The organism is Sphingomonas sp. HT-1, assembly GCF_048568905.1.
GTDB lineage: Bacteria > Pseudomonadota > Alphaproteobacteria > Sphingomonadales > Sphingomonadaceae > Sphingomonas.
Window position 1 is genome coordinate 3293107 of record NZ_CP183770.1, and the last position, 22804, is coordinate 3315910.

Here is a 22804-nt window from a genome sequence, read left to right on the forward strand (position 1 = left end):
CCGGGACGGGGAGGGGAACCGCGCCCCAGGCGTGGCGGAGGGGCGGCTTCACCAGCGATGCCTTGGCGGAGAGCCCCCTCCACCACGCCGCGCCCCGCTCCGAAGAGGGTTTGAAATATGATCCTCGGGCTGGGATCGGACCTGTGCAATATCGAGCGGATCCAGCAGTCGCTTGATCGCTTCGGCAAGCGCTTCGAAGCGCGCGCATTCACCGAGCTGGAACTGGCCAAGGCCGCCAAGCGGCCGCACAATTATGCCGCCACGCTGGCCAAGCGCTTTGCGGCGAAGGAAGCATTTTCCAAGGCAGTCGGAACCGGGTTCAAGCACGGCGTGTTCCTGAAGGATATCGGTGTGGTGAACGCACCGTCCGGCGCGCCGACCCTGGCGCTGACGGGCGGGGCCAAAGCCCGGCTTGACGCCCTGACTCCGCCGGGACACGTGGCGCGCGTGCACCTGACGCTGACGGACGATCATCCCTGGGCGTTCGCGATGGTGATGATCGAGGCCGTGCCGGCGAAAAGGGAAGCATGATGGGGGCGGACGAGCTGACGTTGCGCAGCAAACGGATCGAGCGACGCCGGCGTGCCGTAAGCCAGGGCACCGACTGGTGGGCCGAACTTGTCGGCATCCTGTGGCTGGTGTTGGGCGTGCTGCTGTTCCACAGCCTGATCGCCAAACCTTTCTACATCCCGTCCGAATCGATGCTGCCGGCGCTGCGCGTGGGCGATCAGCTGATCGTGACGAAATATCCCTATGGCTATTCGTTCGTGACGCCGACCTTCCACCTGCTGCCGCCGATCCCGGGTCGCCTGTTCGGTTCGCTGCCAGCCAGGGGCGACATCGTGATCGTCACGCCGCCGCAGCATCGCACCGATTACATCAAGCGCGTGATCGGCCTGCCCGGCGATACCATCGCGGTGCGCGATGGCGAGCTGTGGCTGAACGGCAAGCCGGTGCCGCGCGTCGCGCTGGGCGAGCGGCTGGTGCCGATCGACGGCAATACCCGCTGCGATCCCAATCCCGATCGCGGCGGTTCGATCTTCTATGCCGGCCGCCGCGTGACTCATGACGGCAGGCCCTATTGCAGCCTCACGCTGTACCGCGAGACGCTGCCGGGCGGCGCCAGCTACGACATCGCCGATCTGGGCGATTCGCCGGGCGATCATTATGGCCCGGTGACGGTGCCGAAGGACCATGTGTTCCTGATGGGCGATAACCGCGACAACAGCGCCGACAGCCGCTTCACCCTGGAGCAGAACGGCCTGGGCGGGCCGGTGCCGTGGGAGAATATTGGCGGGCGGGCAGAATTCATCACCTTTTCCCGGGACGGATCTTCGACCTGGAATCCGCTGACCTGGTTCAACGGGTTCCGTGGCGAGCGCACCGGCATCACGCTTCACCCCAGCCGCGAGGGCAAATGAGCAACGATCCGCTCGAATCGGCGCGCGTTCGCGTTGTTCGCGAACCCGGCCCCAACGAGTTTCGCGATCCCGCCATTCGCGCCGAGATCAAGAAGGCGGCGGTGTGGCTGGGCATGGCGGTGGCGATCGCCCTCATCGTGCTGCTGGTACAGCCGCTGCTGATCATCTTCGGCGGGCTGGTATTCGCATCGATGCTGGACGGCGGCGCACGTCTGCTGGGCAAGGTGCTGCCGATTCCGCGCGGCCTGCGCATTGCGATCGTGTTGCTGCTGGTGTTCGCGTTCTTCGGTCTCGTCTTCTACCGCACCGGCATGCAGATCGCCGACCAGGCCGAGCAGCTGCGCAGCACGCTGGAGGCCCAGGCCAACCGCATCGCCAAATGGGCATCGGACATGGGGCTGATGCCCGGCCGATCGGACATCAGCGGGATGGTGCGCCAGGCGCTGGGATCGGTGGGCCGTCTCACCTCCGCCGTGGGTACCGCGATCGGCGCGGTGACGAGCATGGTGATGATCCTGATCATCGGCCTGTTCGTGGCGCTGGACCCGCGCATCTACGAGCGTGGGCTGCAATGGATGGTGCCGCTGGATCAGCGCCACGCCTTTGCCCAGATGCTGGGCGGCATGGCGACGACGATGCGGCGGCTGCTGGCCGGGCGCCTGCTCGGCATGGCGTTCGAAGGCGTGCTGACCTGGATTTTGCTGAGCGTGGCCGGGGTGCCGATGGCGCTGCTGCTGGGCATCATCACCGGCGTGCTGGCGTTCATCCCCAATGTGGGCGCGATCATTTCGGGCGTGCTGATGGTGGCGGTGGGCTTCAGCGCGGGGACCGATACCGGCATCTGGGCGCTGATCATCTATTTCGGCGTGCAGAATTTCGACGGCTATGTGGTGATCCCGATGGTCGCCAAGCGCACCGTGGACCTGCCGCCGGCGCTGACCCTTTCCTCGCAGATCCTGGCGAGCACGCTGTTCGGCATATTGGGGCTGGCGCTGGCCGATCCGATGGTGGCGATGATCAAGGTCGCGCTGGAGAGCAATGCGCGCCAGAACGGCAAGAAGCCCAAGGGCGACGGCGACTCCGGCGAGGGCTGAGCAGATGCTGGTGCTGCACGATTATTTCCGCTCCTCGGCGGGGTATCGGGTGCGGATCGCGCTGAACCTGAAGGGCGTGGACTATGTGCGCCGCGAGGTGCCGCTGCTGGAGAATGCGCAGCGCAGCCCCGAGCATCTGGCGCGGAATCCGCAGGGGCTGGTGCCGGCGCTGGAGGTGGAGGGGCGGGTGCTCACCCAGAGCCTGGCGATCGTCGACTGGCTGGACGCGCGCTATCCCGAGCCGCGGCTGATCCCCGCCGACTCCCAAGCGCGCGCGGCGGCGCTGGCGCGCGCGATGGTGGTGGGGATGGATGTGCACCCGATCAACAATCTGCGGGTGATGCGATATCTGGAGCAGGAGCTGGGGGCCAGTGTTGAGGCGCGGTCGGCCTGGACCGCGCACTGGATGGCCGAGGGGTTCTCCGCGCTGGAGACCATGGCGCGCACTGCCGACGCCGAGGGTCCGTTCCTTGGCGGTGCCGCGCCTGACATTTCCGACTGTTTCCTGATTCCCCAACTGTTCAACGCCCGGCGCTTCGCAGTGCCGCTGGACGCCTATCCCCTGTTGCTGCGGGCGGAGGCGGCTGCTGTCGCGCACCCTGCCTTTGCAGCCGCCCATCCGGATCGAGTCGCGCCGAATGCTTGAAAAAATTGGATGCGCCGTCGCGGCGCTGTGCGCGGCGCTGCCTGCGGTCGCGCAGGATGCGGCGCCGGCGGAGATCGTCGTCACCGGCCGCGGGCTGGACGTGCCACCGGGCGACGCCGCCTATGCCGTGGTGACGATCGACGCCGCAAGGCTCGCGGACACCGCGAGCAACCGCATCGAGGACGTGCTCGCGGACGTCGCCGGGCTGGCGCAGTTTCGCCGATCGACCTCGACCTCGGCGCACCCGACCAGCCAGGGGATCACCCTGCGCGGGCTGGGCGGCAATGCATCGAGCCGAGCGCTGCTGCTGCTGGACGGCGTGCCGCAGACCGATCCGTTCGGCGGATGGGTGCCGTTCCCGGCCTATATGCCGGGCCGGCTGGCGACGGTGCGGGTGACGCGCGGCGGCGGCAGCGGCTTTGCCGGGCCGGGCGCGCTGGCGGGGACCGTGGAACTGGAAAGCGGCGGACCGGCGGAATTGGGGCGGCTGAACCTCGCCGCCTTCTATGGCAGCCGCGACAGCGTGGATGCGAGCGGGGTGGCGGCAGTGCCGGTGAACGGCGGCTTCCTCACGATCGCCGGGCAATATGGCCGCAGCGACGGGTTCGTGCCGATCGTGAACCCCGGGCCGGTGGATCGCGCGGCGCCCTATGAACAGGCGAGTCTGGCGGTGCGCGGCGTTGCCGATCTGGGCGGCGGCACCGAATTGCAGACCAATCTTTCCGGCTTCACCGACCAGCGCGATCGCGGCACCGACTTCACCGACGTGCTGAGCAAGGGCGCCGATGCCAGTGTGCGGCTGGTGCGGCGCGGCGATGCGCAGCGCGGCGAATGGGGCTGGTCGGCGCTCGCCTATCTGCAGGTGCGGGAGTTCGACAGCGGGTTCGCCAGCATCGCCGCGGCGCGCGACGCGGTTAGCCCGGTGGTGCAGCAGCATGTGCCTTCGACCGGCCTGGGCGGGCGGATCGACGTCGCGCCGCCGGTGGGGGGCGGCGTGACGTTGCGGCTGGGGGCCGATCTGCGGCGCGTTTCCGGCGAGACGCGTGAGCTCTATACCTTTGTCGGCGCCAGCCCGACCCGGCGGCGGACGGCGGGTGGCGCCAGCCTGACGGCGGGCGGCTTCGCCAATGCCAGCTATGCGGCCGGCGGCTGGACGCTCGATGCGGGCGGGCGGCTGGACCATTGGACGATCGCCGACGGCAGCCTGGTCGAGCGGGCGCTCGCGGGCGGGCCGGCGATCACCGACACAAGCTTCGCAAACCGCCGCGGCTGGGAGCCGACCGGGCGGCTGGGTGCGGCGTATGCGTTCGGGGCGGCAAGCCTGCGCGCGGCGGGCTATCGCGGCTGGCGGCTGCCGACGCTCAACGAACTTTATCGCCCGTTCCGCGCGGGGGCGGATGCCACCGCCGCCAATGCGGGGCTGGACCCCGAACGGCTCTGGGGCGGGGAAGTGGGAATCGATCTGCGCCCGACAGCCGATCTGGTGCTGCGGGCGACCGGCTATTGGAACCGGCTGGACGGGGCGATCGCCAATGTGACGCTGGCGCGCGGACCGGGCAGTTTCCCTGGCGTAGGATTCGTCTCGGCGGCCGGGGCCTATCGCATGCGGCAGAATCTGGACGCGGTGGAGGCGCGGGGCATCGAGCTGGACGGGCGCTGGACGCTGGGAGCGTGGAGCCTTGCCGGATCCTGGGCCTATGCCGACAGCAGGGTGGCGGCTTCGGGCGCGGCGGCGTCGCTGGACGGGCTGCGGCCGGCGCAGACGCCGCGCTTCCAGGGATCGGGCACGCTTGCCTGGCGGGCGGCGGCGGCGAACGCGTCCCTGACGCTGCGCTATGCCGGCGCGCGATTCGAGGACGACCAGAACAGCGCCCGGCTGGACGCGGCCTGGACCGCCGATGCGACGCTGGGGCTGCCGATCACCGGCGCGCTGCGCGCCGAGGCGCGGGCGGAAAATCTGTTCGATGCCGAGGTGCAGGCGGCGATCAGCGGCGGCGGGGTGATCGAGCGTGCGACCCCGCGCACGCTGTGGATCGGCCTGCGTTATGCAATGCGCTGACCGGCGAGGCGGCTGAACAGCGCCAGATAGTCGCCGATCGGATCGCCCGCATCGGTGCGCGGCGCGGGGCGGGCGCGGCCGGGGGTCAGCCAATGATCGAGCGCCGCGACCAGCGCATCGCCATCCTCGCGCGACACCACGGTGCCGAGTTCGGGCGCGTCGATGATCTCGCGCACGGCGACGCTGGCTTCGGTGGCGACCACCGGCGTTCCCTGCGACAGCGCCTCCCGGATGACGCCGGGCACACCTTCGAAATCGGAGGTGAGCGCCGCCACCGTGGCGCCCTTCAGCGCAGGCAGCGGATCGCTGACATGGCCGGGCATCAGCACGCGGGCGCCCAGGCCCAGCTGCGCCACCTGTGCCGCCAGCGCGGTACGGGCGGTGCCTTCGCCGAGCAGCAACAGCTTGACCGAGGAATCCGCCAGCCGCGGCAGCGCCGCGATCAGCCGATCCCAGCGCTTCTGCGGCTCCAGCCGCCCGACGCCGACGATGTAGCGCCCATCCGGCAAGGGCGGCGGAGCGGCATCGGGGATCGCTTCGGCCGGCGGGTTTGCGATCACGCTGACCCGCCCGCGCGGCATCGCCATTTCCGCGATCGCCTCTTCCGCCATCGCCGGGGTCATCGCCACGACATGATCCAGGAACGCCGGGTGCATCCGCAGCCATCGGCGGTACCCCCAGGCGAAGATCCGCGCCATTTCGGGACGGACAAGCGCGTTGGACACCTTCGCTACGACCGGCGGGGTGCGGCGGCCGAGCAGCAGTCGGGTGATCGCCGAGATCGCGGTATAGTAATTACCGGGACAGAAGACGATGTCCGGTTCGACGCGTCGGATCACGCCGGCCAGGCGGATGAGAATGGGATAGCGGCGGCTGCCGAGCTCCACGATGGTGACGCCCGCCGGCACCTCGGCCGCGAGCGGCCCCTCGCAGGAGCCGAGGACAAGCGTGACGCTGTGCCCGCGTTCCACCCAGCCCGCCGCCATGCGCAGCAGCGCGCGTTCGACGCCGCCGCCTTGTAGCGTCTCTGCGAACGAGAGGATATGCAGCGGCATCGGAGGGGGGGCGCGGTACAGCATCTACTTGCGGATTGCCTTTCTAAAGCCCAAATCGCTGCCGGAATAAACCGCAATGTGGTGACATTGGCCGGTGCCGCGCAAGGCGCAGAACCCCGGTGGGACGCCGAAACGCGGAATGCATCAAAAATGTTTCGGTCTTGTCGGTGGCACAGTTGAATGGTTCGAACAGACAGGCCCGGGAGGCTTCGTTGAATACAAGCGTTGTCGAGGCCACCGTTCCCGGGGCTGCCGACCTTGCGGGCCTGGAACCCGTAGAGAAGATCAAGCGTCGCTGGCCGATGTGGCTGGGCGGCGCGCTGACGCTGCTGATGGTGGCGGGGCTTGGCCGCGAGCTGCTTTCGGGCGGGCTGACCGGGCTGGCGCGCGCACTGCCAAGCAACCCGCTCTTCTACCTGGTTTTCCTGCTCTATTATCTCGCGTCGCCGACGTTCGATTATGTGATCTTCCGCCGGCTGTGGCGCATTCCGATCGACGGGATGATCGCGCTGCACAAGAAGCGGATCGCGAACGAAGTGCTGCTCGGCTATTCGGGCGAGGCCTATTTCTACGCCTGGGCGCGGCAACGCACGCAGATGGTGGCGGCGCCGTTCGGCGCGGTGAAGGACGTGACGATCCTCTCCGCCATCGCCGGCAACGCGATGACGCTGGCGGTGGTGGCGCTGGCGCTGCCGTTCGGCATCGACCTGCTGAAGCCGGCCGAATTCAATACGCTGATGGGGTCGATCGCGGTGATCTTCGCGATGTCGCTGCCCTTCCTGATCTTTTCCAAGCGCGTCTTCTCGCTGCCGCGTGGCCAGCTGTGGTGGGTGTTCGGCATTCATTGCCTGCGCATCGTGAGCAGTTCGGTGCTGATCGCCTTTGCCTGGCACTTCGCCATGCCGCAGGTTTCGGTCGGAATCTGGCTACTGCTGTCGGCCGGACGCCTGCTCGCTTGGCGCTTGCCGCTGGTGCCCAACAAGGAACTGCTGTTCGCAAGTTTCGCGATCATGATCATCGGGCAGGGCGAAGCGCTGTCGGAGCTGATGGCGCTGATCGCCGGCCTGTCGCTGGTCGCACACATCATCCTGATCGTGGGATTCGGCGTGCATGCCCTGCTGAAGAGGAAAGAAGCATGACCCGCACCGCCCTGTTCGCCGCGGCTGCGATCGCCCTGTCGAGCGTTTCGAGCGCTGCCCATGCCCAGGTTCTGGGCGAGGATGCGGCCGCCTGCACCAGCGGGCGGGGGCCCGCGATCGAAGTGACGGTGATCGGGCTGAAGGACCGCAACGGCCGGCTGAAGCTGGAACTCTATCCCGCCACCGAGGACGATTTCCTGAAGGACGATCACGATCTGGTGCGCGAGGGCAAGACCTTTCGCCGGGTCTGGGCCAACACACCACCTTCGGGCGGCGTGACGCTGTGCATCCGGGCACCTGCTCCCGGGCGCTATGCCCTGCTGTTCACCCATGATCGCGATGGCAAGAACAAGTTCAACTTCTGGTCCGACGGCGCCGGGTTCGTTTCCAACCAGCGGTTGGGCCGCAGCCGGCCGAAGGTGCGGCAGGCGACGATCGAGGTGGGGAACGGAGTGACCCGCGTAAACATTCGGGCACAATATCTGCGCGGGCTAGGAGGATTCGGGCCGCTGGACTAAGGGATCGCGATGCGCATCGTCGACGTCAACGAATTCTATTCGCCGACCGGCGGGGGTGTTCGCACCTATCTGGATCGCAAGATGGGGATCCTGGCCGATCTGGGCCATGAACTGACCGTGATCGCGCCCGGCGCGGAAGACTGGGTGGAGGAACGCCCCGGCGGCGGCGCGATCCACTGGGTCAAGGCGCCGTTGCTGCTGCTGGATCGCAACTATCGCATCTTCGTAAAGGACGAGCCCGTCTGGGCGGCGCTGGATCGGCTGGCGCCGGACATCGTCGAGAACAGCTCGCCCTGGCTGCCGGCCTGGACGGTGGCGCGGTGGAAGGGCGATGCGCTCAAGGTCTATTTCGCGCATGGCGACCTGGTCGGCACCTATCCGCAGCGCTGGCTGGACAGCGTCGCGACGCCGCACCAGGTGGAGCACGCCTTCGCCTGGTACACGCGCTATATGGAGCGCTTCCTGGCGCATTATGATGCATTCGTGACCAACGGGCCGGCGCTGGCCAAGCGGTTTCGCCGGCGCGGCCTGCGCGTCGACGCCTCGGTGCCGCTGGGCATCGAACGCGACTGGTTCTCCCCCGATCTGCGCGACGAGAAGCTGCGCGCATCGATGCTGGCGCAGCTGGGGCTGCCGCCCGAAGGGCATCTGCTGCTCGGGCTGGGACGGCACCACAAGGAAAAGCGCTGGCCGCTGGTGATCGACGCGGTGGAGGCGGCCGCCAACGATCTGCCGGTGGGGCTGATGCTGCTGGGCGACGGGCCGCAGCGCAAGCAGCTGGAGGCGCTGATCGCCGGCAGCCCGCACATCCGCATCTTCCGCCCGGTGTATGACCGGCTGCGCCTGTCGCGGATCATGGCGAGCTGCGATGCGCTGATCCACGGATCGGATGCCGAGCCGTTCGGGCTGGTCGCATCGGAGGCGCTGGCATCCGGCCTGCCGCTGATCGGGCCGGACGAGGGCGGCTTCGCCGAAATCGCCGATCCGCTGTTCGCGGAAACCTATGCCGCGCGCGATACGCTGTCGGCGGCCGATGCGATCCGCCGGCTGTTCGCGCGCGACCAGGTGATCCTGCGCCAGGCGGCGCGCGTCGCTTCCGCACGGGTGCGCAGCGACGAGGACCATGCCGCCGCGCTGATGGATTATTATGCCCGGTTGCTGGCGACGCGCCGCGGCGGATCGCCGATCGCCACGCCCGGCGCGGCATAAATGAAAATCGGCGTCCGCCCGAGCATGTAGCGGCCGCGCACGGCGTAGCCGAGCCGCTGCAGGTGGCGCATTACCTGCGCGCGCACCGCCAGCCGTTCGCCGCGGAAGGGCGATCGCATCACCACGATGGCGGGCGGGCGCGCGAAGATCCGGTCGACCTCGACCATCTGATCAGCCCCGAGCGCGCCGTTTTCGCGTTCGCGCGACAAATGGCTGGGGAACAGCCAGCGGCTGGTCGCGCAGCGGCCGGTATAGCCATAGACCATCGAATCGCCCGAATGGACGTACATGCAGCCCGGTCCATGGCCGATCGCGTCGGCGATCGCCTCCAGTTGGGCGGCCCTCCCGCGCTTCGCCTGCGCGGCAACCACCAGTCCGATGCCGGCGACCATGACCACCGCGAGCAGCACCGGAGCGGTGATGCGGGGCGCGCGGCGATCGAGCGAGAGCCAGGCTGCGCAGCACAGGCTGCCCGGCACCATTACCGGCAGCGCGTAATGCGGGAACCAAGCGCCGAAGACAATCAGCCCGACCATCGCGCTGGCGAGCCAGCCGAGCAGCAGTACGGCCGGTGCCGATACCGCGCCGGATCGCCGTAGGTCGCGCCAGCCGAGCCAACTGACTGTCAGCAGCGGTGCGAGCGGCACCATCACTTCGAAAAAGGCGCCGACCAGATCGATCAGCGGATCGCTGCGACGATCGAGGATGGAGCCGAAATTGGCATAGAACCACGCATCGAAATGGCCGAGCGCAGCATAGACGGCGGCGGCAACGAGCGTGGGGAGCGCGGCCGTTCCGGCATAGGCGATGCCGCGCCGCACGACGTGCACGACCCCGGCGCCGAGCCGCACTTCGCGGTGGAGCAGCCACAGGCCGAGGAACAGCCCTTCGAACACCACCGAATATTTGACCTGGAGGGCGAGGCCGATCAGCAGCATCGCCGCCAGCCCGCGACCTATCCGGGCGCGATCCGCGCTGCGATCCTCCGCACGCGGAAGCAGCAGCGCGACCGCGCAAACGGTGAGCAGATTGTAGAAGACCGGTGCCTGCCCGCCCTGGCCATCGGCGAGGTTGAGCGCGAAGATGTAGAGCAGCGCCGCCGGCAACGCGCCCACTCTCCAGCCGACACGATCGGCGATTCGCGCGATCATCGCCGCCGTGGCGACGACGGAGGCGAGCGCCATCAGCTGATAGGCGAGGATGCCCCAGGGCGCGCCCAGCGCGGCGGCGGGGGCGTAAAGCAGGAACAGGCCGACTGGCTTGCGATCCCAAATGTCAACGAAGGGCAGCGCGCCCTGCAGCATCCGCTGGGCAGTGACCCAGTAGAATTGCTCGTCGACATGCACCAGCGGGTTGCCGAAGGTGACGGCGCGCACCGCGATGGCGGCGAGCAGCAGCACCAGCCAGCGCGGCAGCGCGGCGACGGTGGCACCTAGACTCGAACGGCTATCTCCCAGCGTGATCGGCAGAATCCGCGTGGCCATCAGCGGGGGCACCGGAAGGAACAGTAGCGTGCGACGGCGTGGCGGCGCGGCTGTGGGCGCGTCGCGGCGAGATCGAGCATGGGAAAGGTCACGCGCGTCATGGTCTCCGTACCACCGGCGGTCGCCCGGCCGGCAGATTGCGTTCCCCTGTTGATGTGCCCCGACATTCCGATTCGGCGGGTGGCCTAGCCCAGCTTTCGTCCGCTGTCACGAACACGAAACCAAGCCGCTGCAAGCAGCGCCGCATCACCACCACGGGACGCCTGAACCATGACTCTTCGCCTCGACCGTCGATCGCTGCTGCTTGGCGGCACCTTGGGGATAAGCGCGCTGGCGCTGCCCGGCGTCGTGCTGGCGCAGGCCACCGCGCGCGGCTTCACCCATTCGGTTGCCAGCGGCGAGCCGGGTGCCGACACAATGCTGCTGTGGACGCGCTACGTTCCCGCCGATCGCGGCGCGGTGAAGCTGCGCGCGCAGATCGCCACCAGCGCCGATTTCAGCCGCATCGTTGCCGAGGGCGAGCAGATCACCGGCCCGTGGCGCGACCATACCGCCAAGGTGACGCTGGCCGGCCTCTCGCCGGACACGCGCTATTTCTATCGCTTCGTGGCGCCGGATGGCAGCTTCTCGCCGGTGGGGCGCACCAAGACATTGCCGCTGGGCGATGCCAGCCGCTTCGGCATCGCGATCTTCTCCTGCTCGAACCTGCCGTTCGGCTATTTCAACGCCTATGGCCATGCCGCAGCGCGCGACGATATCGACCTGTGGATCCATCTGGGCGACTATCTCTACGAATATAAGCAGGGCGGCTATGCCCCAGCCGGCGGACCGGTGGGCGGCCGGCTGCCCGAACCGGTGGGCGAGATGATTCACCTGGCGGACTATCGCCTGCGCTATGCAAGCTACCGCGCCGATCCCGACCTGCAGGCGCTGCATGCCGCCAAGCCGATGCTCGTGCAGTGGGACGACCATGAGAGCGCGAACGACAGCTGGGAGGGCGGCGCGGAAAACCACCAGCCGGACAGCGAAGGCGACTGGAGCGCGCGCAAGGCGGCGGCGATGCAGGTGTTCCGCGAATGGATGCCGGTTTCAGAAACGCCTTGGGGCAGCTACGACATCGGCACGCTGGCGACTTTCTTTCGTACCGAAAGCCGGTTGCTGGCGCGCACCGAGCAGCCCGATGTGGCGCCGCTGTTCAAGCAAGCCGACCCGGCCAAGGCGCTCGCCGCGTTCCGCGACGGGCCCTGGCGCGATGCAGCTGCGACGATGCTGGGCAGCGAGCAGGAAGTGTGGCTGGACCATGCGATGCGCCGCTCGGTAAAGGCCGGGCAGCGCTGGCAGGTGGTCGGCTTCGGGACGATCATGGGCAACACGGTCACCCCCGCCGAGGCGCTGGGCTGGCTGGCCCCCGATGCCAATCCACGCGCCAAGGCCTATGTGCAGGCGGGCGTGATGGCTGGCAAGCTGGGGCTGCCGATGAATTTCGACAATTGGGGCGGCTATCCGGCGGCGCGGGCGCGGTTCCTGGCATCGTCGCAGAACATGGGCGCGAACCTGCTGGTGGTGTGCGGCGACAGTCACAATGCCTGGGCGTTCGACCTGGGCCAGGGGGGCAAGCCCGCCGGGGTCGAGTTCGCCGGCCATGCGGTGACGTCGCCGGGGTTCGAGAGCGCCATCAAGACCGATCCGAAAATCGTCGCGACCGCGCTGGTGAAGGCCAATCCCGAGCTGAAATGGTGCGACACCAGCCGACGCGGGTACATGGCGCTGACGCTTACGCCCGAACAGGCGCGTAACGACTGGGTGTTCGTGGAAACCGTGACGGAGCGCAGCCTGAAGGCAAGCATCGGGCACAGCGCCACGGTGCGGCGCGGGCGGAATGTGATGGCGTGAAAGAGAGAGTGTTTCCTCCCCCTGGCGGGGGAGGAAACACTCTATTCACCCCAGCCCGAGCGCGGCGGCGATAAGCGTCGCGCTCCCTACCAGCGCGGCCGCGATCCAGCCGCCGGCCTTGGTGATCGCAGCCGCCGTGCCGGTATCCGCCACCGGGGCCTCCAGCCGCGCAGCCGCCGCGCGCAGCAGGCGAGGCGCATCCTCCCCCAACTCGGCCAGCGCCAGCGCCAGCGCCGCCGAACTTGCCGCCATCCGCGCCGGGCCGAAGCGGTTCGCCAGCAGTGCGACTTGCGCCCGACCGATCGAACCCGACAGGTCGAAGCCCGGCGCGATGCGGGCGAGCACGCCGTCGAGCGTCACCATCGCCTTGAACACCAGCAGCAGGTCTGGCGGCAGCACCAATCCCTCTTCGCGCAACAGCCGGAGGAAATCAGGCATCAACGCCGATAGGACGAGCTTGCCGCCGCCATGGCGCTGAACGATCGCCTCGGCGGCGCGGTCGATCGTGCGGCGGGGGACGGCATGGCCCTCGCTCCACAGCGCCAGTGTGTCGGCGAGTGCGCGCGCATTCCCGTTGGTGAGCGCCAGCACGAAAGCGATGAACTCGTCGCGGCGCTTGGGACCGAGATGACCGATCGAGCCGAGATCGAGCAGCGCCAGCTTGTCGCCGGGCAGGCAGAGCAGGTTGCCGGGGTGCGGATCGGCATGGAAGCGGCCGTTGACCAGCACCATCGCGATGACGGTGTCGGCGCCCAACTCGGCGATCGCTTCGGGATCGATGCCGGCGGTGCGCAAGTTCTCGCCGGAGACAGGCTTCACGCCGGCGATATAGTCCATCACCAGCAGCGTCTCGGACGTCCATTGCCAGTGGATCTCGGGCACCACGACGCGGCGGTTGTCCGCCATGTCGGCGCGAAGCAGATCGGCGTTGCGCCCTTCGTTCGTGAAATCGAGTTCTTCCAGCAGCGCCTGGCGCAACTGCCGCGCTAGTGCGACGGGCTCGAAGCGCCGCGCCTCCGCGCTGCTCCGGGAGACCAGCGCGGCCAGTTCGCCGATCAGCCGAAGGTCCGCCTCCATCGCGGCGCGGATGCCTGGGCGGCGAACCTTCAGCACCACCTCGCGGCCGTCCGTCAGCCGGGCGCGATGGACCTGCGCCATCGAGGCGGCGGCCAGCGGCTGCGGGTCGAACCAGGCAAAGGCTTTTTCGGGCTGCGCCCCCAGCGCCGCTTCCACCTCGCTGCGGATTTCCTCGAAGGGCAGCGTTGGCGCGGCGCTCTGGAGCAGTTCCAGCTCGGCGATCCAGTCGGGCGGCAGCAGGTCGCCGCGCGTCGCGAGGATCTGCCCGATCTTCACATAGGTAGGGCCGAGCGCTTCTAGCGCCAGCCGGGTGCGGCGGGGCAGGGGCAATGCGCCGGTTTCGGGATCGGCCGCATCCGCTTCGCCCGTGAAGCCGAGCTTCTCCAGGAGCACGCCCAGCCCGAAGCGCGCCGCCACGGCCGCGACGGTCCGCACGCGGGCGGAATCGCGCACCGTGGCGGTGAGCAGCCGTAGCATCAGTCGAGCGACTTGGTGGCCTGCTCGAACATGTCCTTGCTGAGGCCCGGTGTTGCCACGATCCGCTCCAGCTCTGCGCGCATCTTCGCGGCGCGGGCAGGGTCGAAGCGCTTCCAGCGGCCGAGCGGCGGCACCAGCTTGGCGGCGGTCTGCGGGTTGAGCTTGTCGAGCGCGATGAGCTGGTCCGCGACGAAGCGATAGCCGCGACCCGAAGGATCGTGGAACGCCCGCTGGTTGATGCTGAACGCGCCCACCAGCGCACGTGCCCGGTTCGGATTGGCCAGCGTGAAGTCGGGGTGCTTGGCCAGCTTCTCGACGGCGGCGAGCGTATCCTCGCGCGACGAGAGCGCCTGGGTCTGGAACCATTTGTCCAGCACCAGCGCGTTGCCGGCATAGCGCTGGTAGAAGGCTTCGATCGCCTTCTCCCGCAGCGGCGACGTGCCGTTGACCAGGGTGGCGAGGCCGCCCTGACGGTCGGTCATGTTGTCGGCCGCGTCAAACTGGGCATAGGCAAGCTCCGCGGCGTCGGCCGCGCCGCTCGCCGCGATGTAGCCGAGCGCCACGTTCTTCAGCCGGCGCGCGCCTTTGGCGGCCGGCGAATATTCGAAGCGATTGGCCCGTGCGCCCTCATAGGCAGCGCGCCATTCGGCTTCGAGCAGGTTGCCGAGATCGGCGCGCAGCGCTTCCCGGGCCCGGAAGATCGCCTCGGGGTCCACCACCGCCATCTGGTCGCCGATAAAGCTGTCCGAGGGGAGCAGCACCGCTTCGGCGATGAAGGCGCGGTCGAGCGACGGATCTGTCAGCGTGTTGCGCACGGCATCGATCAGCGCGCCATGCTCGCCCTTGCCGGTGGTCACCGCACCTACAAGGGTGTCGAGCATCAGCTGCTGCATCGCCTCGTAGCGGGCGAAGGGATCGTCGTCATGCGCCGAGAGGAAAGCGAGATCGGCGGCGCTGCGATTGGCGTCGACGATGACGGGTGCCGAGAAGCCGCGATTGATCGAGAGCACCGCGCGCTCGGGCAGGTTCTCGAAGCGCAATTCCTGCTCTGGCTTGTCGAGCAGCACCAGCTGTTCGTCGGTCAGCGGCGCGCCGCTCTTCTCGCCGAACAGACGGATCTTGAGCGGGAGGACCATTGGCTCCTTGACCGGCTGGCCCGGCGTCGGCGGCACGGTCTGGGCGAGCGCGAGCCGGGTGGTTGCGCCGTCCTGGACGAGGTTGGCCGAGACGCGCGGGGTGCCGGCCTGGCTGTACCAGCGGCGGAACTGGCCGAGATCGACTCCGCCGGCCTCTTCCATGCTCGCCACGAAATCCTCGCAGGTGGCGGCGGTGCCGTCGAAGCGATCGAAATAGAGGTCGGTCGCGGCGCGGAATTTCTGGGGCCCGAGGATGGTGGCCATCATCCGGATCAGCTCGGCGCCCTTGTTGTAGATGGTTGCCGTGTAGAAGTTCGAGATCTCGATATATTCGTCCGGGCGCACCGGGTGGGCGAGCGGGCCGGCATCCTCGGGGAACTGGCTGGCGCGAAGCGAGCGCACGTCCTCGATCCGCTTGACCGCGGCCGAGCCCTGATCGGCCGAGAAGCTCTGGTCGCGGAAGACGGTGAAGCCTTCCTTCAGGCTCAGCTGGAACCAGTCGCGGCAGGTGACGCGGTTGCCCGACCAGTTGTGGAAATATTCGTGCGCGACCACGGCGGCGATCGCGTCATAGTCCCAGTCGGTGGCGGTATCGGGGTCGGCGAGGATGTAGCGGCTGTTGAAGACGTTCAGCCCCTTGTTCTCCATCGCGCCGAAATTGAAATCGTCCACCGCGACGATGTTGAACACATCGAGATCATATTCGCGGCCATAGACGTCCTCGTCCCACTTCATGCTGAGCTTGAGGGCATGCAGGGCGTGGTCGGTCTTGGGCAGGTCGGGCGCGCGGACATAGATGCCCAGCTGCACTTCGCGGCCGGACATGGTCGTGAAAGTGCCGGTGTTGGCGACGAGATCCCCCGCGACCAGCGCGAACAGATAGCTCGGCTTGGGGAAGGGATCGTGCCACTCCGCCCAGTGGCGGCCACCTTCCGCATCACCCTGCGCGATCGGGTCGCCGTTGGCGAGCAGCACCGGGAAGCGCGCCTTGTCCGCCACCATGCGGACCTTGTACTTGGAGAGCACATCCGGCCGATCGGGGAAGAAGGTGATGCGGCGGAAACCCTCGGCCTCGCACTGGGTGCAGAGCATGCCCGACGAGGCGTAGAGGCCCTGGAGCTGGGTGTTGCGTTCCGGCGCGATCACCACTTCGGTCTCGATCGTATGCGTGCCGCCGGTGAGCGGGATCACCAGATCCTGCCCCTCCATGCGCCAATCCTGGGTTTCGACGCCGTCCACCTTGACGGCGACAGCGCCCAGCCCGTCCCCGTTCAGTACCAGCGGACGATCGTGCGTGCCGTTGCGGGAGACATGGAGCGCGGCACGCACGCGGGTGGCGGCAGGATCGAGATCGAAATCGAGCGCGATTTCCGGCACCAGCCAATCCGGTTGACGATAGTCCTCGCGGCGAATGGCCTTGGGAGCTGCGGCGGCGATGCGGGCGTCACTCATACGGGATCGATATAGGAGAAGCGGCCTTGCCTGCTACTCAAATTCTGACGATTTGTCCGATTGGGCAAAAGCATGCGCAACACGGCCACACGTGGCGATTGACGGGCATCGCCGCGCTGCTAGGCTTGAAATATTGTTACGACCTTCAGGGAATTCCGATGCTTCGATCGACTGCGACGCTTGCCCTTCTCCTGTGCGCGGCGTCGCCTGCCCTTGCCCAATCCACCGCCGAGCGGAACGCCCTGCTCACCGCGCCGCTGCCGCCGGAAGAGGCGGCGCTGAAAAGCCATGTAATGTTCCTGGCATCCGATGCGCTGAAGGGCCGCGAGGCAGGCTCGCCTGAATTCGACATCGCCGCCAATTACGTCGCTTCGCAATTCTACGCCGCCGGGCTGAAGCCAGCAGGCGACGAGGGCGGCTATCTGCAGAAGGTGCCGCTGATCAGCTACAAGCTCGACGGTATCGGCGCGATGGCGGTCCAGCGGGCCAAGTCCGCACCGGTCGCGTTGACCGCCGGCAAGGATTTCATCGCATCGGCCAACCCGTCGCAGCCGGAATACAGCCTGACGGCACCGGTGGTGTTCGTCGGCTATGGCATCGTCGGCCTGGGGCGCGACGACTACAAGGGCGTCGACGTGAAGGGCAAGATCGTCGCCTATTTCGGCGGCGCCCCATCGAGCCTGCCGGGCGAGGAAGGCGCGCATTTCCAGAATCCCGCTGCCAAGGCCGAAATCGCCCGCAAGCGCGGTGCGATCGGCACGATCACGCTCGAATCGCCGCTGAGCGCCAAGACCCGTCCGTTTGCGACGCTGGCTGCTTACTCTACGCGGGCGCGGATCACCTGGGGCAATGCCGATGGCACGGGCCATATCCCCGCGCCGGGCACGCCGAGCCTGGGCATGCTGAGCATGGCCGGTGCCGAGAAGCTGTTCGCCGGCGCCAAGACGCCCTGGGCGACGATCGCCAAGGCGGCCGCCGTCGATGGCGCGACGTTCAAGCCGTTCCAGCTGCCGGGCACCATCACGGTGGCGGCGAAGACGGCGATGACCAAGCTGCCCAGCTTCAACGTGGCGGGCATGATCGAGGGCAGCGATCCCAAGCTGGCTGGCGAAGTCGTGGTGCTTTCCGCCCATCTCGATCATATCGGGACCGGTCAGCCGGACGCGAAGGGCGACACGATCAACAACGGCGCGCTGGACGACGCGATCGGCATTGCATCGCTGATCGAAGAGGCCAAGCGCTTCAAGACGGCAGCCGCCAAGCCGCGCCGCTCGATCCTGTTCCTGGCGGTCACGGCGGAAGAGAAGGGGCTGGTCGGCTCCGACTATTTCGCCAACAATCCCACCACCAAGGGCACGATCGTTGCCGACGTGAACCTGGACATGCCGATCATCACCTATCCGTTCGAGGATATCGTGGTGTACGGCGCCAACCATTCGACGCTGGGGCCGATCGTGGAGAAGGCGGCGGGGGAGATCGGCGTGAAGATGTCCGATGACCCGCTGCCCGGCGAGAACATCTTCGTGCGCAGCGATCACTACAATTTCGTGCGCAAGGGCGTGCCCTCGGTGTTCCTGTGGCCCGGCGCAGGCGGGCCGGGCCGTGCGGCGATCGATCACTTCATGAAGAACCATTATCACCAGCCTTCCGACCAGATCGATCAGCAGCCGGCGATCAACTGGCGGTCTGGCGTGCGCTTCGTCGATGTGAACTATCGCATCGCTCGCGCCATCGCCGATGGCGACCAGCGGCCGCAGTGGAACAAGGGCGACTTTTTCGGGCTCACCTATGAGGGCCCCGGCGCCAAGTAACCGGTCCGGAAGGAAGAGAATGGGCATGTTCCGGCCATTGCTTGCGCTGCTGCTGTTTGCCGCCGCCCCGGCGGTGGCGCGGCAGGCGGCGCTGACGCCGGAACAGGCGGCGCTGAAGGCGCATATCCAGTTCCTCGCTTCCGATCCTTTGCGCGGACGCGAGGCCGGAACCCGCGACTTCGAGGTAGCGGCCGAATATGTCGCCGCGCGGATGCTGGCCATGGGGCTGAAGCCAGGTGGGCCGAACGGCAGCTGGTTTCAGCCGGTGAAGCTGGCGACCTATCGCGCAGCGGAGCGGGCGACCTGGACGTTGCGGCGGGGCGGGCGCGAAGTGCCGTTCAGCTTCGGCAAAGACTTCGTAAACGAACCGGTGCCGTCCGCGCCCGATTTCAAGGCGGAGGGTGAGATCGTCTTCGCGGGCTATGGCATCGTCTATCCCGGCGCCGGGCGCGACGATTATGCGGGCCTGGACGTGCGGGGCAAGATCGTGGCGATCCTGGCGGGTACGCCCGCCGCCCTGCCGGCCGATGTGCGCGCGCATTTCGACGATGACGGGCAGAAGGCGCGGCTGGCGGCTACGCGCGGCGCCAAGGCGGTGCTGGTGTTGGAAACGGCAGCGCGGCGGCGCAACTTCAGCGTCGAGAGCATGGCGCCTTACTATGCCTATGCGCGCAGCGCCTGGGTGGGCCCCGACGGGGTGACGAACGGCCCCTCGCCACGCGCGCCGGTGGTAGGGCAGGTGAGCCAGGCGGGTGCCGCCAAGCTGTTCGACGGCGCCGCGATGCGTTGGGCGGAGGTGCAGGCGGCTGATGCTCGCGGCGGCAGGATGCCGACCGGCCCGCTCGCAGGCCATTTGTCGGTGGCAAGCAAGACGCGCATCTCCACGCGAGAAAGCCGCAACGTGGTGGGCGTGATCGAAGGCGGCGATCCGGCGCTGCGCGGGCAGTATCTGGTCCTCTCCGCTCACCTCGATCATGTCGGCATCGGCGAAGCGGTGCAGGGCGATACCATCTACAACGGCGCGATGGACAACGCCGCCGGCGTGGCGATGATCCTCGAAGTCGCGCGCGCGATTCAGGAAGGCAGCAAGCGGCCGCGGCGTTCGATCGTGGTGCTGGCGTTGACCGCCGAGGAGAAGGGTTTGATCGGTTCGGACTATTTCGTCCACCACCCGACGGTGCCGGCGGGTTCCGTGGTCGCGGCGGTGAATCTGGATATGCCGATCCTCACCTATCCGCTGGTCGACCTGGTCGTGCTCGGGGGCGAGCGTTCGAGCATCGGCCCTGCGGTGGCGGCGGCCGCCCGGGCCGAGGGGCTGGCAGTGGTGCCCGATCCGGCGCCGGAGGAAATGTTCTTCGTCCGATCGGATCACTACAGCTTCGTCAAGGCCGGCGTCCCGGCGGTGTCGATCGATACCGGGCCCGGCGGCACCGGTGCGGTAGCGGCGCGCGCGTTCCTCGATCGCAACTATCACGAGCCATCGGACCAGATCGACTTGCCGTTTGATTGGAAATCGGCGGCGACGTTCAAGCGCGTCGCACTGGGGACCACGCTCGCGCTGGCCAATGCAGCCGCGCGGCCGAGCTGGAACAAGGGCGACTTCTTCGGAACGACATTTGGCGGAGCGGAGGCGCCGTGAGCAGGGCCGTCCGCCTGCTCGTCTTCGGCCCGGGCTACAGCGCTTCGCGGCTGATGGCTGCGGTTGCGGCAGCCGGCGGCGACGCAACGGCCGTGACCCGCGCTACCTTCGGGGATCGGGAAAGCACCCGCGCACGGATCGCCACGGCAACTCACATCCTCTCGAGCATCCCGCCAGGCGAGGGCGATCCGGTGCTGGCGGCCTATGGCCGCGATCTGGCGGCGAGCGGGGCCTGGCTCGGCTATCTTTCCTCGACCGGCGTCTATGGCGACACCGGCGGGGGCTGGGTGGACGAGAGCGCGCCCTTGCGCGGGCGGCGCGGCACGCGGATGGATGCGGACCAGGCCTGGGCAGCGCTGCCGCGCGCCTGTGTGTTCCGATTGCCCGGCATCTATGGGCCCGAACGATCCGCACTGGAGCGGATGGCGGCGGGTGCGGTGCGGGTGAACTTTCCAGGCCAGGTATTCAGCCGGGTGCATGTCGACGATTTGGTTGCAGGGGTGATGGCGGCGTTCGATGGGCCGCCGGGCCTCTACAACCTTGCCGACGATCACCCTGCGCCGCAGAGCCATGTGCTTGCCTATGCCGCCGAACTGCTGGGGATCGATCCGGGGCCGGAACTGCCACCGGACGGGGTGGAACTAAGTGCCGCCTCGCGCGCCTTCTATGCCGAAAACCGGCGGGTGGCGAACGGCCGGGCGAAGCGGCTGCTCGGCTGGCGGCCGCGCTACCCCGACTACCGGTTAGGTCTGCGCGCCCTCAGGGCCAGTACCAGCCCGGCGAGCACCAGCACGCCGCCGCCCAGCGCCAGCAGCGACCAGCGATAGCCTTCGAACAGCGTTGACAGCAGCATCGCGATCACCGGGATCAGCACGCTGGTATAGGCTGCCTTGGCCGGGCCGATGGTGCGGATCAGCTGGAAATAGATGGTGAAGGTGAGCGAGGAGCCGATCACGCCGAGATAGAGGATGCCGAGCAAATAGGCCGGCCGCGTCTCGATCACCGGCGGACCGACCGTTGCGAGTGCGAAACCCGCATCGATAGCGGCGCCGATCAGCATCGCCCAGCCGAGCGTGGTCGCCATCGGATAGGCCTTCGCGGTGCCGGTCGCTTGCATCACGTTGGCGACGGAGGCGGAGAGCACGCCGGCAAGCGCGATGCCGATGCCGATCAGCGCTTCGTGCGGCCCAACCGGATTGAGGCGGGCTTCATGGACGAAGAGCAGCGCAACGCCCGCCATCGCCACGGCCGAGCCGAACAGCAGCTGCCGCCCCATCTTCTGGCCGAGGAAGAGGCGGGCGAGGATCGCGTTCGGCACCAGCAGCAACGCATAGACCACCGCCACCACGCCCGAGGTGACGTGTGCTTCGGCGCGATAGACGAAGTTGAAGTTGAGCACGAACTGAGCAAGCCCCAGGCATGCTGCGAAGGTGAGCCCGCGCGCATCGAGCCACAGCCGATCACGGCGCATCGCGGCCCAGACCAGCGTCGCGGCACCGGCGACGAGGAAGCGATAGCTAACCGACCAGCTGGGCGGCACCACCGCCAGCTGATCCTTGATGACGAGCCAGGTCGAGCCCCAGATCAGGGTGACCAGCAGGAACGGGATCAGGACCGTCAGCCGGGCGGAACGTGGGGTGTCGGCGCCGATCACAGCGCGGCGATCGCCTCGGCGAGCGGCCGGATGGCGTCCTCCGCCTGGTCCCAACTGGTAACGAGGCGGACCTCGCCCTCGGCCCAATCGTAGAAATCGAAGCCGAGCGCGCGCAAGGCTTCGGCTTCCGCCGGGTTCGCTTTCAGGAATACCTCGTTGGCCTGCACCGGGTGCACCAGCCGGTCGCCCGCCGCCTCGGCCAGCAGGCGTGCCCCGGCATTGGCGGCGCGGGCATTGGCGCGCCACAGGTCGTTCTCCAGCATCGCCAGCAGCTGCGCGGCAAGGTAGCGGCCCTTGGAGAAGAGCAGCCCGGCACGCTTGCGGCGGTAGAGCGTCACGTCGGCCAGCTCGGGGCGGAAGAACACCAGCGCCTCGGCGCTCATACCCCCGTTCTTGACGAAGCCGAAGCTCAGCGCGTCGACGCCGGCGCGCCAGGTGACGTCGCCGGGATGGCAGCCGAGATGCGCGACCGCGTTGGCGAAGCGCGCGCCGTCCATGTGCAAGCCAAGCTTCCTGGCCCGCGCCAGATCGCCGATCGCGGCTACCTCGTCGGGCGTGTAGACCAGGCCGTACTCGGTGGCGTTGGTGATCGAGATCGCGTGCGGCTGCACCTGGTGCACGTCGTTGCGGATCGGATCGACCACCGCATGGATGGCCTCGGGCGTCAGCTTGGCGCCGGGGCCGGTGGCGGTCAGCAGCTTGGCGCCGTGCGTGTAGAATTCGGGGGCGCCGCCCTCGTCGCAATTGATGTGCGCATCGCGGTGGCAGACGATGCCGCCATGCGGCGGGCAGAGAGCGGTCAGTGCGAGGCAGTTGGCCGCCGTGCCGGTGGGCACCCACAGCGCGCGGACCTGGGTGCCGAACAGATCGGAGAACGCGCCGTCGAGCCGCTGCGACCACGCATCGCCGTCATAGGCGGTGTCGAGCCTGTTCGCCTCGAGCAGCGCCTGGAGTACGGGCGGGCAGACGGCGGCGGCATTATCCGAAAAGAAGCGCATAGCCAGACCCTTGCGGCCTGGCGCGCGCCCGGTCAACGGCCT

At 68.1% G+C, this 22804-nt stretch carries 18 protein-coding genes; 12 read left to right on the top strand and 6 right to left on the bottom strand.

Features of this window, described 5'->3' with window-relative positions; genetic code table 11:
- Nucleotides 1–117: 117 nt before the first annotated feature.
- From acpS to ACNFJ7_RS15425, 5 genes are read left to right on the top strand one after another with little or no spacing between them, the layout of a single operon-like run.
- Nucleotides 118–531 (top strand): holo-ACP synthase, encoded by a 414-nt coding sequence (gene acpS, locus ACNFJ7_RS15405; protein WP_019370714.1) that lies wholly within the window; start codon nucleotides 118–120, stop codon nucleotides 529–531.
- Nucleotides 528–1421 carry a signal peptidase I gene (lepB, locus tag ACNFJ7_RS15410; protein WP_019370715.1) on the top strand — a complete coding sequence of 298 codons (894 nt, stop codon included), beginning with the start codon at nucleotides 528–530 and terminating at the stop codon, nucleotides 1419–1421. The genes acpS and lepB overlap by 4 nt, the downstream gene beginning before the upstream one ends.
- Entirely contained in the window at nucleotides 1418–2515 is a 1098-nt protein-coding gene (locus tag ACNFJ7_RS15415; RefSeq protein ID WP_019370716.1) for an AI-2E family transporter, read from the top strand. Before lepB ends, ACNFJ7_RS15415 begins: the two co-directional genes overlap by 4 nt.
- A gap of 4 nt (nucleotides 2516–2519) precedes the next feature.
- Complete coding sequence (gene maiA / locus ACNFJ7_RS15420; protein ID WP_019370717.1) at nucleotides 2520–3161, top strand: maleylacetoacetate isomerase; 642 nt, start codon at nucleotides 2520–2522, stop codon at nucleotides 3159–3161.
- Nucleotides 3154–5220 carry a TonB-dependent receptor gene (locus tag ACNFJ7_RS15425; protein WP_019370718.1) on the top strand — a complete coding sequence of 689 codons (2067 nt, stop codon included), beginning with the start codon at nucleotides 3154–3156 and terminating at the stop codon, nucleotides 5218–5220. Before maiA ends, ACNFJ7_RS15425 begins: the two co-directional genes overlap by 8 nt.
- On the opposite strand, the gene ACNFJ7_RS15430 is transcribed toward ACNFJ7_RS15425, so the two are convergent.
- Nucleotides 5205–6275 carry a glycosyltransferase gene (locus ACNFJ7_RS15430; RefSeq protein WP_019370719.1) on the bottom strand — a complete coding sequence of 357 codons (1071 nt, stop codon included), beginning with the start codon at nucleotides 6273–6275 and terminating at the stop codon, nucleotides 5205–5207. The genes ACNFJ7_RS15425 and ACNFJ7_RS15430 overlap by 16 nt on opposite strands.
- A 212-nt stretch (nucleotides 6276–6487) precedes the next feature.
- Here ACNFJ7_RS15430 and ACNFJ7_RS15435 point away from each other — a divergent pair, with 212 nt between their 5' ends.
- The 3 genes from ACNFJ7_RS15435 to ACNFJ7_RS15445 are packed head-to-tail and all read left to right on the top strand — an operon-like array spanning nucleotide 6488 to nucleotide 9141.
- A complete protein-coding gene (locus ACNFJ7_RS15435) occupies nucleotides 6488–7414 on the top strand; it encodes a hypothetical protein (RefSeq protein ID WP_019370720.1) in 927 nt (308 codons plus the stop codon).
- Nucleotides 7411–7932 (top strand): DUF2141 domain-containing protein, encoded by a 522-nt coding sequence (locus ACNFJ7_RS15440; RefSeq protein ID WP_019370721.1) that lies wholly within the window; start codon nucleotides 7411–7413, stop codon nucleotides 7930–7932. The genes ACNFJ7_RS15435 and ACNFJ7_RS15440 overlap by 4 nt, the downstream gene beginning before the upstream one ends.
- Nucleotides 7933–7941: 9 nt before the next feature.
- On the top strand, nucleotides 7942–9141 hold the full coding sequence (locus tag ACNFJ7_RS15445; protein ID WP_019370722.1) for a glycosyltransferase: 1200 nt from the start codon (nucleotides 7942–7944) through the stop codon (nucleotides 9139–9141).
- Here ACNFJ7_RS15445 and ACNFJ7_RS15450 read toward each other — a convergent pair.
- Complete coding sequence (locus tag ACNFJ7_RS15450; RefSeq protein WP_019370723.1) at nucleotides 9078–10625, bottom strand: ArnT family glycosyltransferase; 1548 nt, start codon at nucleotides 10623–10625, stop codon at nucleotides 9078–9080. The two genes, ACNFJ7_RS15445 and ACNFJ7_RS15450, sit on opposite strands and share 64 nt — an antisense overlap.
- Nucleotides 10626–10895: 270 nt before the next feature.
- On the opposite strand from ACNFJ7_RS15450, the gene ACNFJ7_RS15455 reads away from it, so the two are divergent.
- Nucleotides 10896–12518 (top strand): alkaline phosphatase D family protein, encoded by a 1623-nt coding sequence (locus ACNFJ7_RS15455; RefSeq protein WP_019370724.1) that lies wholly within the window; start codon nucleotides 10896–10898, stop codon nucleotides 12516–12518.
- A 45-nt stretch (nucleotides 12519–12563) separates the two neighbouring features.
- On the opposite strand, the gene ACNFJ7_RS15460 is transcribed toward ACNFJ7_RS15455, so the two are convergent.
- Complete coding sequence (locus tag ACNFJ7_RS15460) at nucleotides 12564–14072, bottom strand: ABC1 kinase family protein (protein ID WP_019370725.1); 1509 nt, start codon at nucleotides 14070–14072, stop codon at nucleotides 12564–12566.
- The gene (gene pepN, locus ACNFJ7_RS15465) at nucleotides 14072–16660 is read right to left on the bottom strand and encodes an aminopeptidase N (protein ID WP_019370726.1); all 2589 of its coding nucleotides are present in this window, start codon (nucleotides 16658–16660) and stop codon (nucleotides 14072–14074) included. Before pepN ends, ACNFJ7_RS15460 begins: the two co-directional genes overlap by 1 nt.
- A gap of 158 nt (nucleotides 16661–16818) precedes the next feature.
- On the opposite strand from pepN, the gene ACNFJ7_RS15470 reads away from it, so the two are divergent.
- From ACNFJ7_RS15470 to ACNFJ7_RS15480, 3 genes are read left to right on the top strand one after another with little or no spacing between them, the layout of a single operon-like run.
- Complete coding sequence (locus ACNFJ7_RS15470; RefSeq protein WP_019370727.1) at nucleotides 16819–18471, top strand: M28 family metallopeptidase; 1653 nt, start codon at nucleotides 16819–16821, stop codon at nucleotides 18469–18471.
- A 25-nt stretch (nucleotides 18472–18496) separates the two neighbouring features.
- Complete coding sequence (locus ACNFJ7_RS15475; RefSeq protein WP_019370728.1) at nucleotides 18497–20110, top strand: M20/M25/M40 family metallo-hydrolase; 1614 nt, start codon at nucleotides 18497–18499, stop codon at nucleotides 20108–20110.
- Between the two features lie 53 nt (nucleotides 20111–20163).
- Entirely contained in the window at nucleotides 20164–20937 is a 774-nt protein-coding gene (locus tag ACNFJ7_RS15480; RefSeq protein WP_050990209.1) for an epimerase, read from the top strand.
- On the opposite strand, the gene ACNFJ7_RS15485 is transcribed toward ACNFJ7_RS15480, so the two are convergent.
- Both ACNFJ7_RS15485 and ACNFJ7_RS15490 read right to left on the bottom strand, forming a co-directional pair.
- Nucleotides 20847–21764 carry a DMT family transporter gene (locus ACNFJ7_RS15485; RefSeq protein WP_019370730.1) on the bottom strand — a complete coding sequence of 306 codons (918 nt, stop codon included), beginning with the start codon at nucleotides 21762–21764 and terminating at the stop codon, nucleotides 20847–20849. The genes ACNFJ7_RS15480 and ACNFJ7_RS15485 overlap by 91 nt on opposite strands.
- The gene (locus ACNFJ7_RS15490; protein WP_019370731.1) at nucleotides 21761–22762 is read right to left on the bottom strand and encodes a threonine aldolase family protein; all 1002 of its coding nucleotides are present in this window, start codon (nucleotides 22760–22762) and stop codon (nucleotides 21761–21763) included. The genes ACNFJ7_RS15485 and ACNFJ7_RS15490 overlap by 4 nt, the downstream gene beginning before the upstream one ends.
- Nucleotides 22763–22804: the final 42 nt, after the last annotated feature.

Excerpts from the sequence above, each read along its gene's own strand:
- ACNFJ7_RS15445 (WP_019370722.1), top strand. The coding sequence starts at position 7,942 with ATGCGCATCGTCGACGTCAACGAATTCTATTCGCCGACCGGCGGGGGT.
- maiA (WP_019370717.1), top strand. The coding sequence starts at position 2,520 with ATGCTGGTGCTGCACGATTATTTCCGCTCCTCGGCGGGGTATCGGGTG.
- acpS (WP_019370714.1), top strand. The coding sequence starts at position 118 with ATGATCCTCGGGCTGGGATCGGACCTGTGCAATATCGAGCGGATCCAG.
- pepN (WP_019370726.1), bottom strand. The coding sequence starts at position 16,660 with ATGAGTGACGCCCGCATCGCCGCCGCAGCTCCCAAGGCCATTCGCCGC.
- lepB (WP_019370715.1), top strand. The coding sequence starts at position 528 with ATGATGGGGGCGGACGAGCTGACGTTGCGCAGCAAACGGATCGAGCGA.
- ACNFJ7_RS15480 (WP_050990209.1), top strand. The coding sequence starts at position 20,164 with ATGGCTGCGGTTGCGGCAGCCGGCGGCGACGCAACGGCCGTGACCCGC.
- ACNFJ7_RS15425 (WP_019370718.1), top strand. The coding sequence starts at position 3,154 with ATGCTTGAAAAAATTGGATGCGCCGTCGCGGCGCTGTGCGCGGCGCTG.
- ACNFJ7_RS15440 (WP_019370721.1), top strand. The coding sequence starts at position 7,411 with ATGACCCGCACCGCCCTGTTCGCCGCGGCTGCGATCGCCCTGTCGAGC.
- ACNFJ7_RS15455 (WP_019370724.1), top strand. The coding sequence starts at position 10,896 with ATGACTCTTCGCCTCGACCGTCGATCGCTGCTGCTTGGCGGCACCTTG.
- ACNFJ7_RS15490 (WP_019370731.1), bottom strand. The coding sequence starts at position 22,762 with ATGCGCTTCTTTTCGGATAATGCCGCCGCCGTCTGCCCGCCCGTACTC.
- ACNFJ7_RS15450 (WP_019370723.1), bottom strand. The coding sequence starts at position 10,625 with ATGGCCACGCGGATTCTGCCGATCACGCTGGGAGATAGCCGTTCGAGT.
- ACNFJ7_RS15475 (WP_019370728.1), top strand. The coding sequence starts at position 18,497 with ATGTTCCGGCCATTGCTTGCGCTGCTGCTGTTTGCCGCCGCCCCGGCG.
- ACNFJ7_RS15470 (WP_019370727.1), top strand. The coding sequence starts at position 16,819 with ATGCTTCGATCGACTGCGACGCTTGCCCTTCTCCTGTGCGCGGCGTCG.
- ACNFJ7_RS15430 (WP_019370719.1), bottom strand. The coding sequence starts at position 6,275 with ATGCCGCTGCATATCCTCTCGTTCGCAGAGACGCTACAAGGCGGCGGC.
- ACNFJ7_RS15460 (WP_019370725.1), bottom strand. The coding sequence starts at position 14,072 with ATGCTACGGCTGCTCACCGCCACGGTGCGCGATTCCGCCCGCGTGCGG.
- ACNFJ7_RS15415 (WP_019370716.1), top strand. The coding sequence starts at position 1,418 with ATGAGCAACGATCCGCTCGAATCGGCGCGCGTTCGCGTTGTTCGCGAA.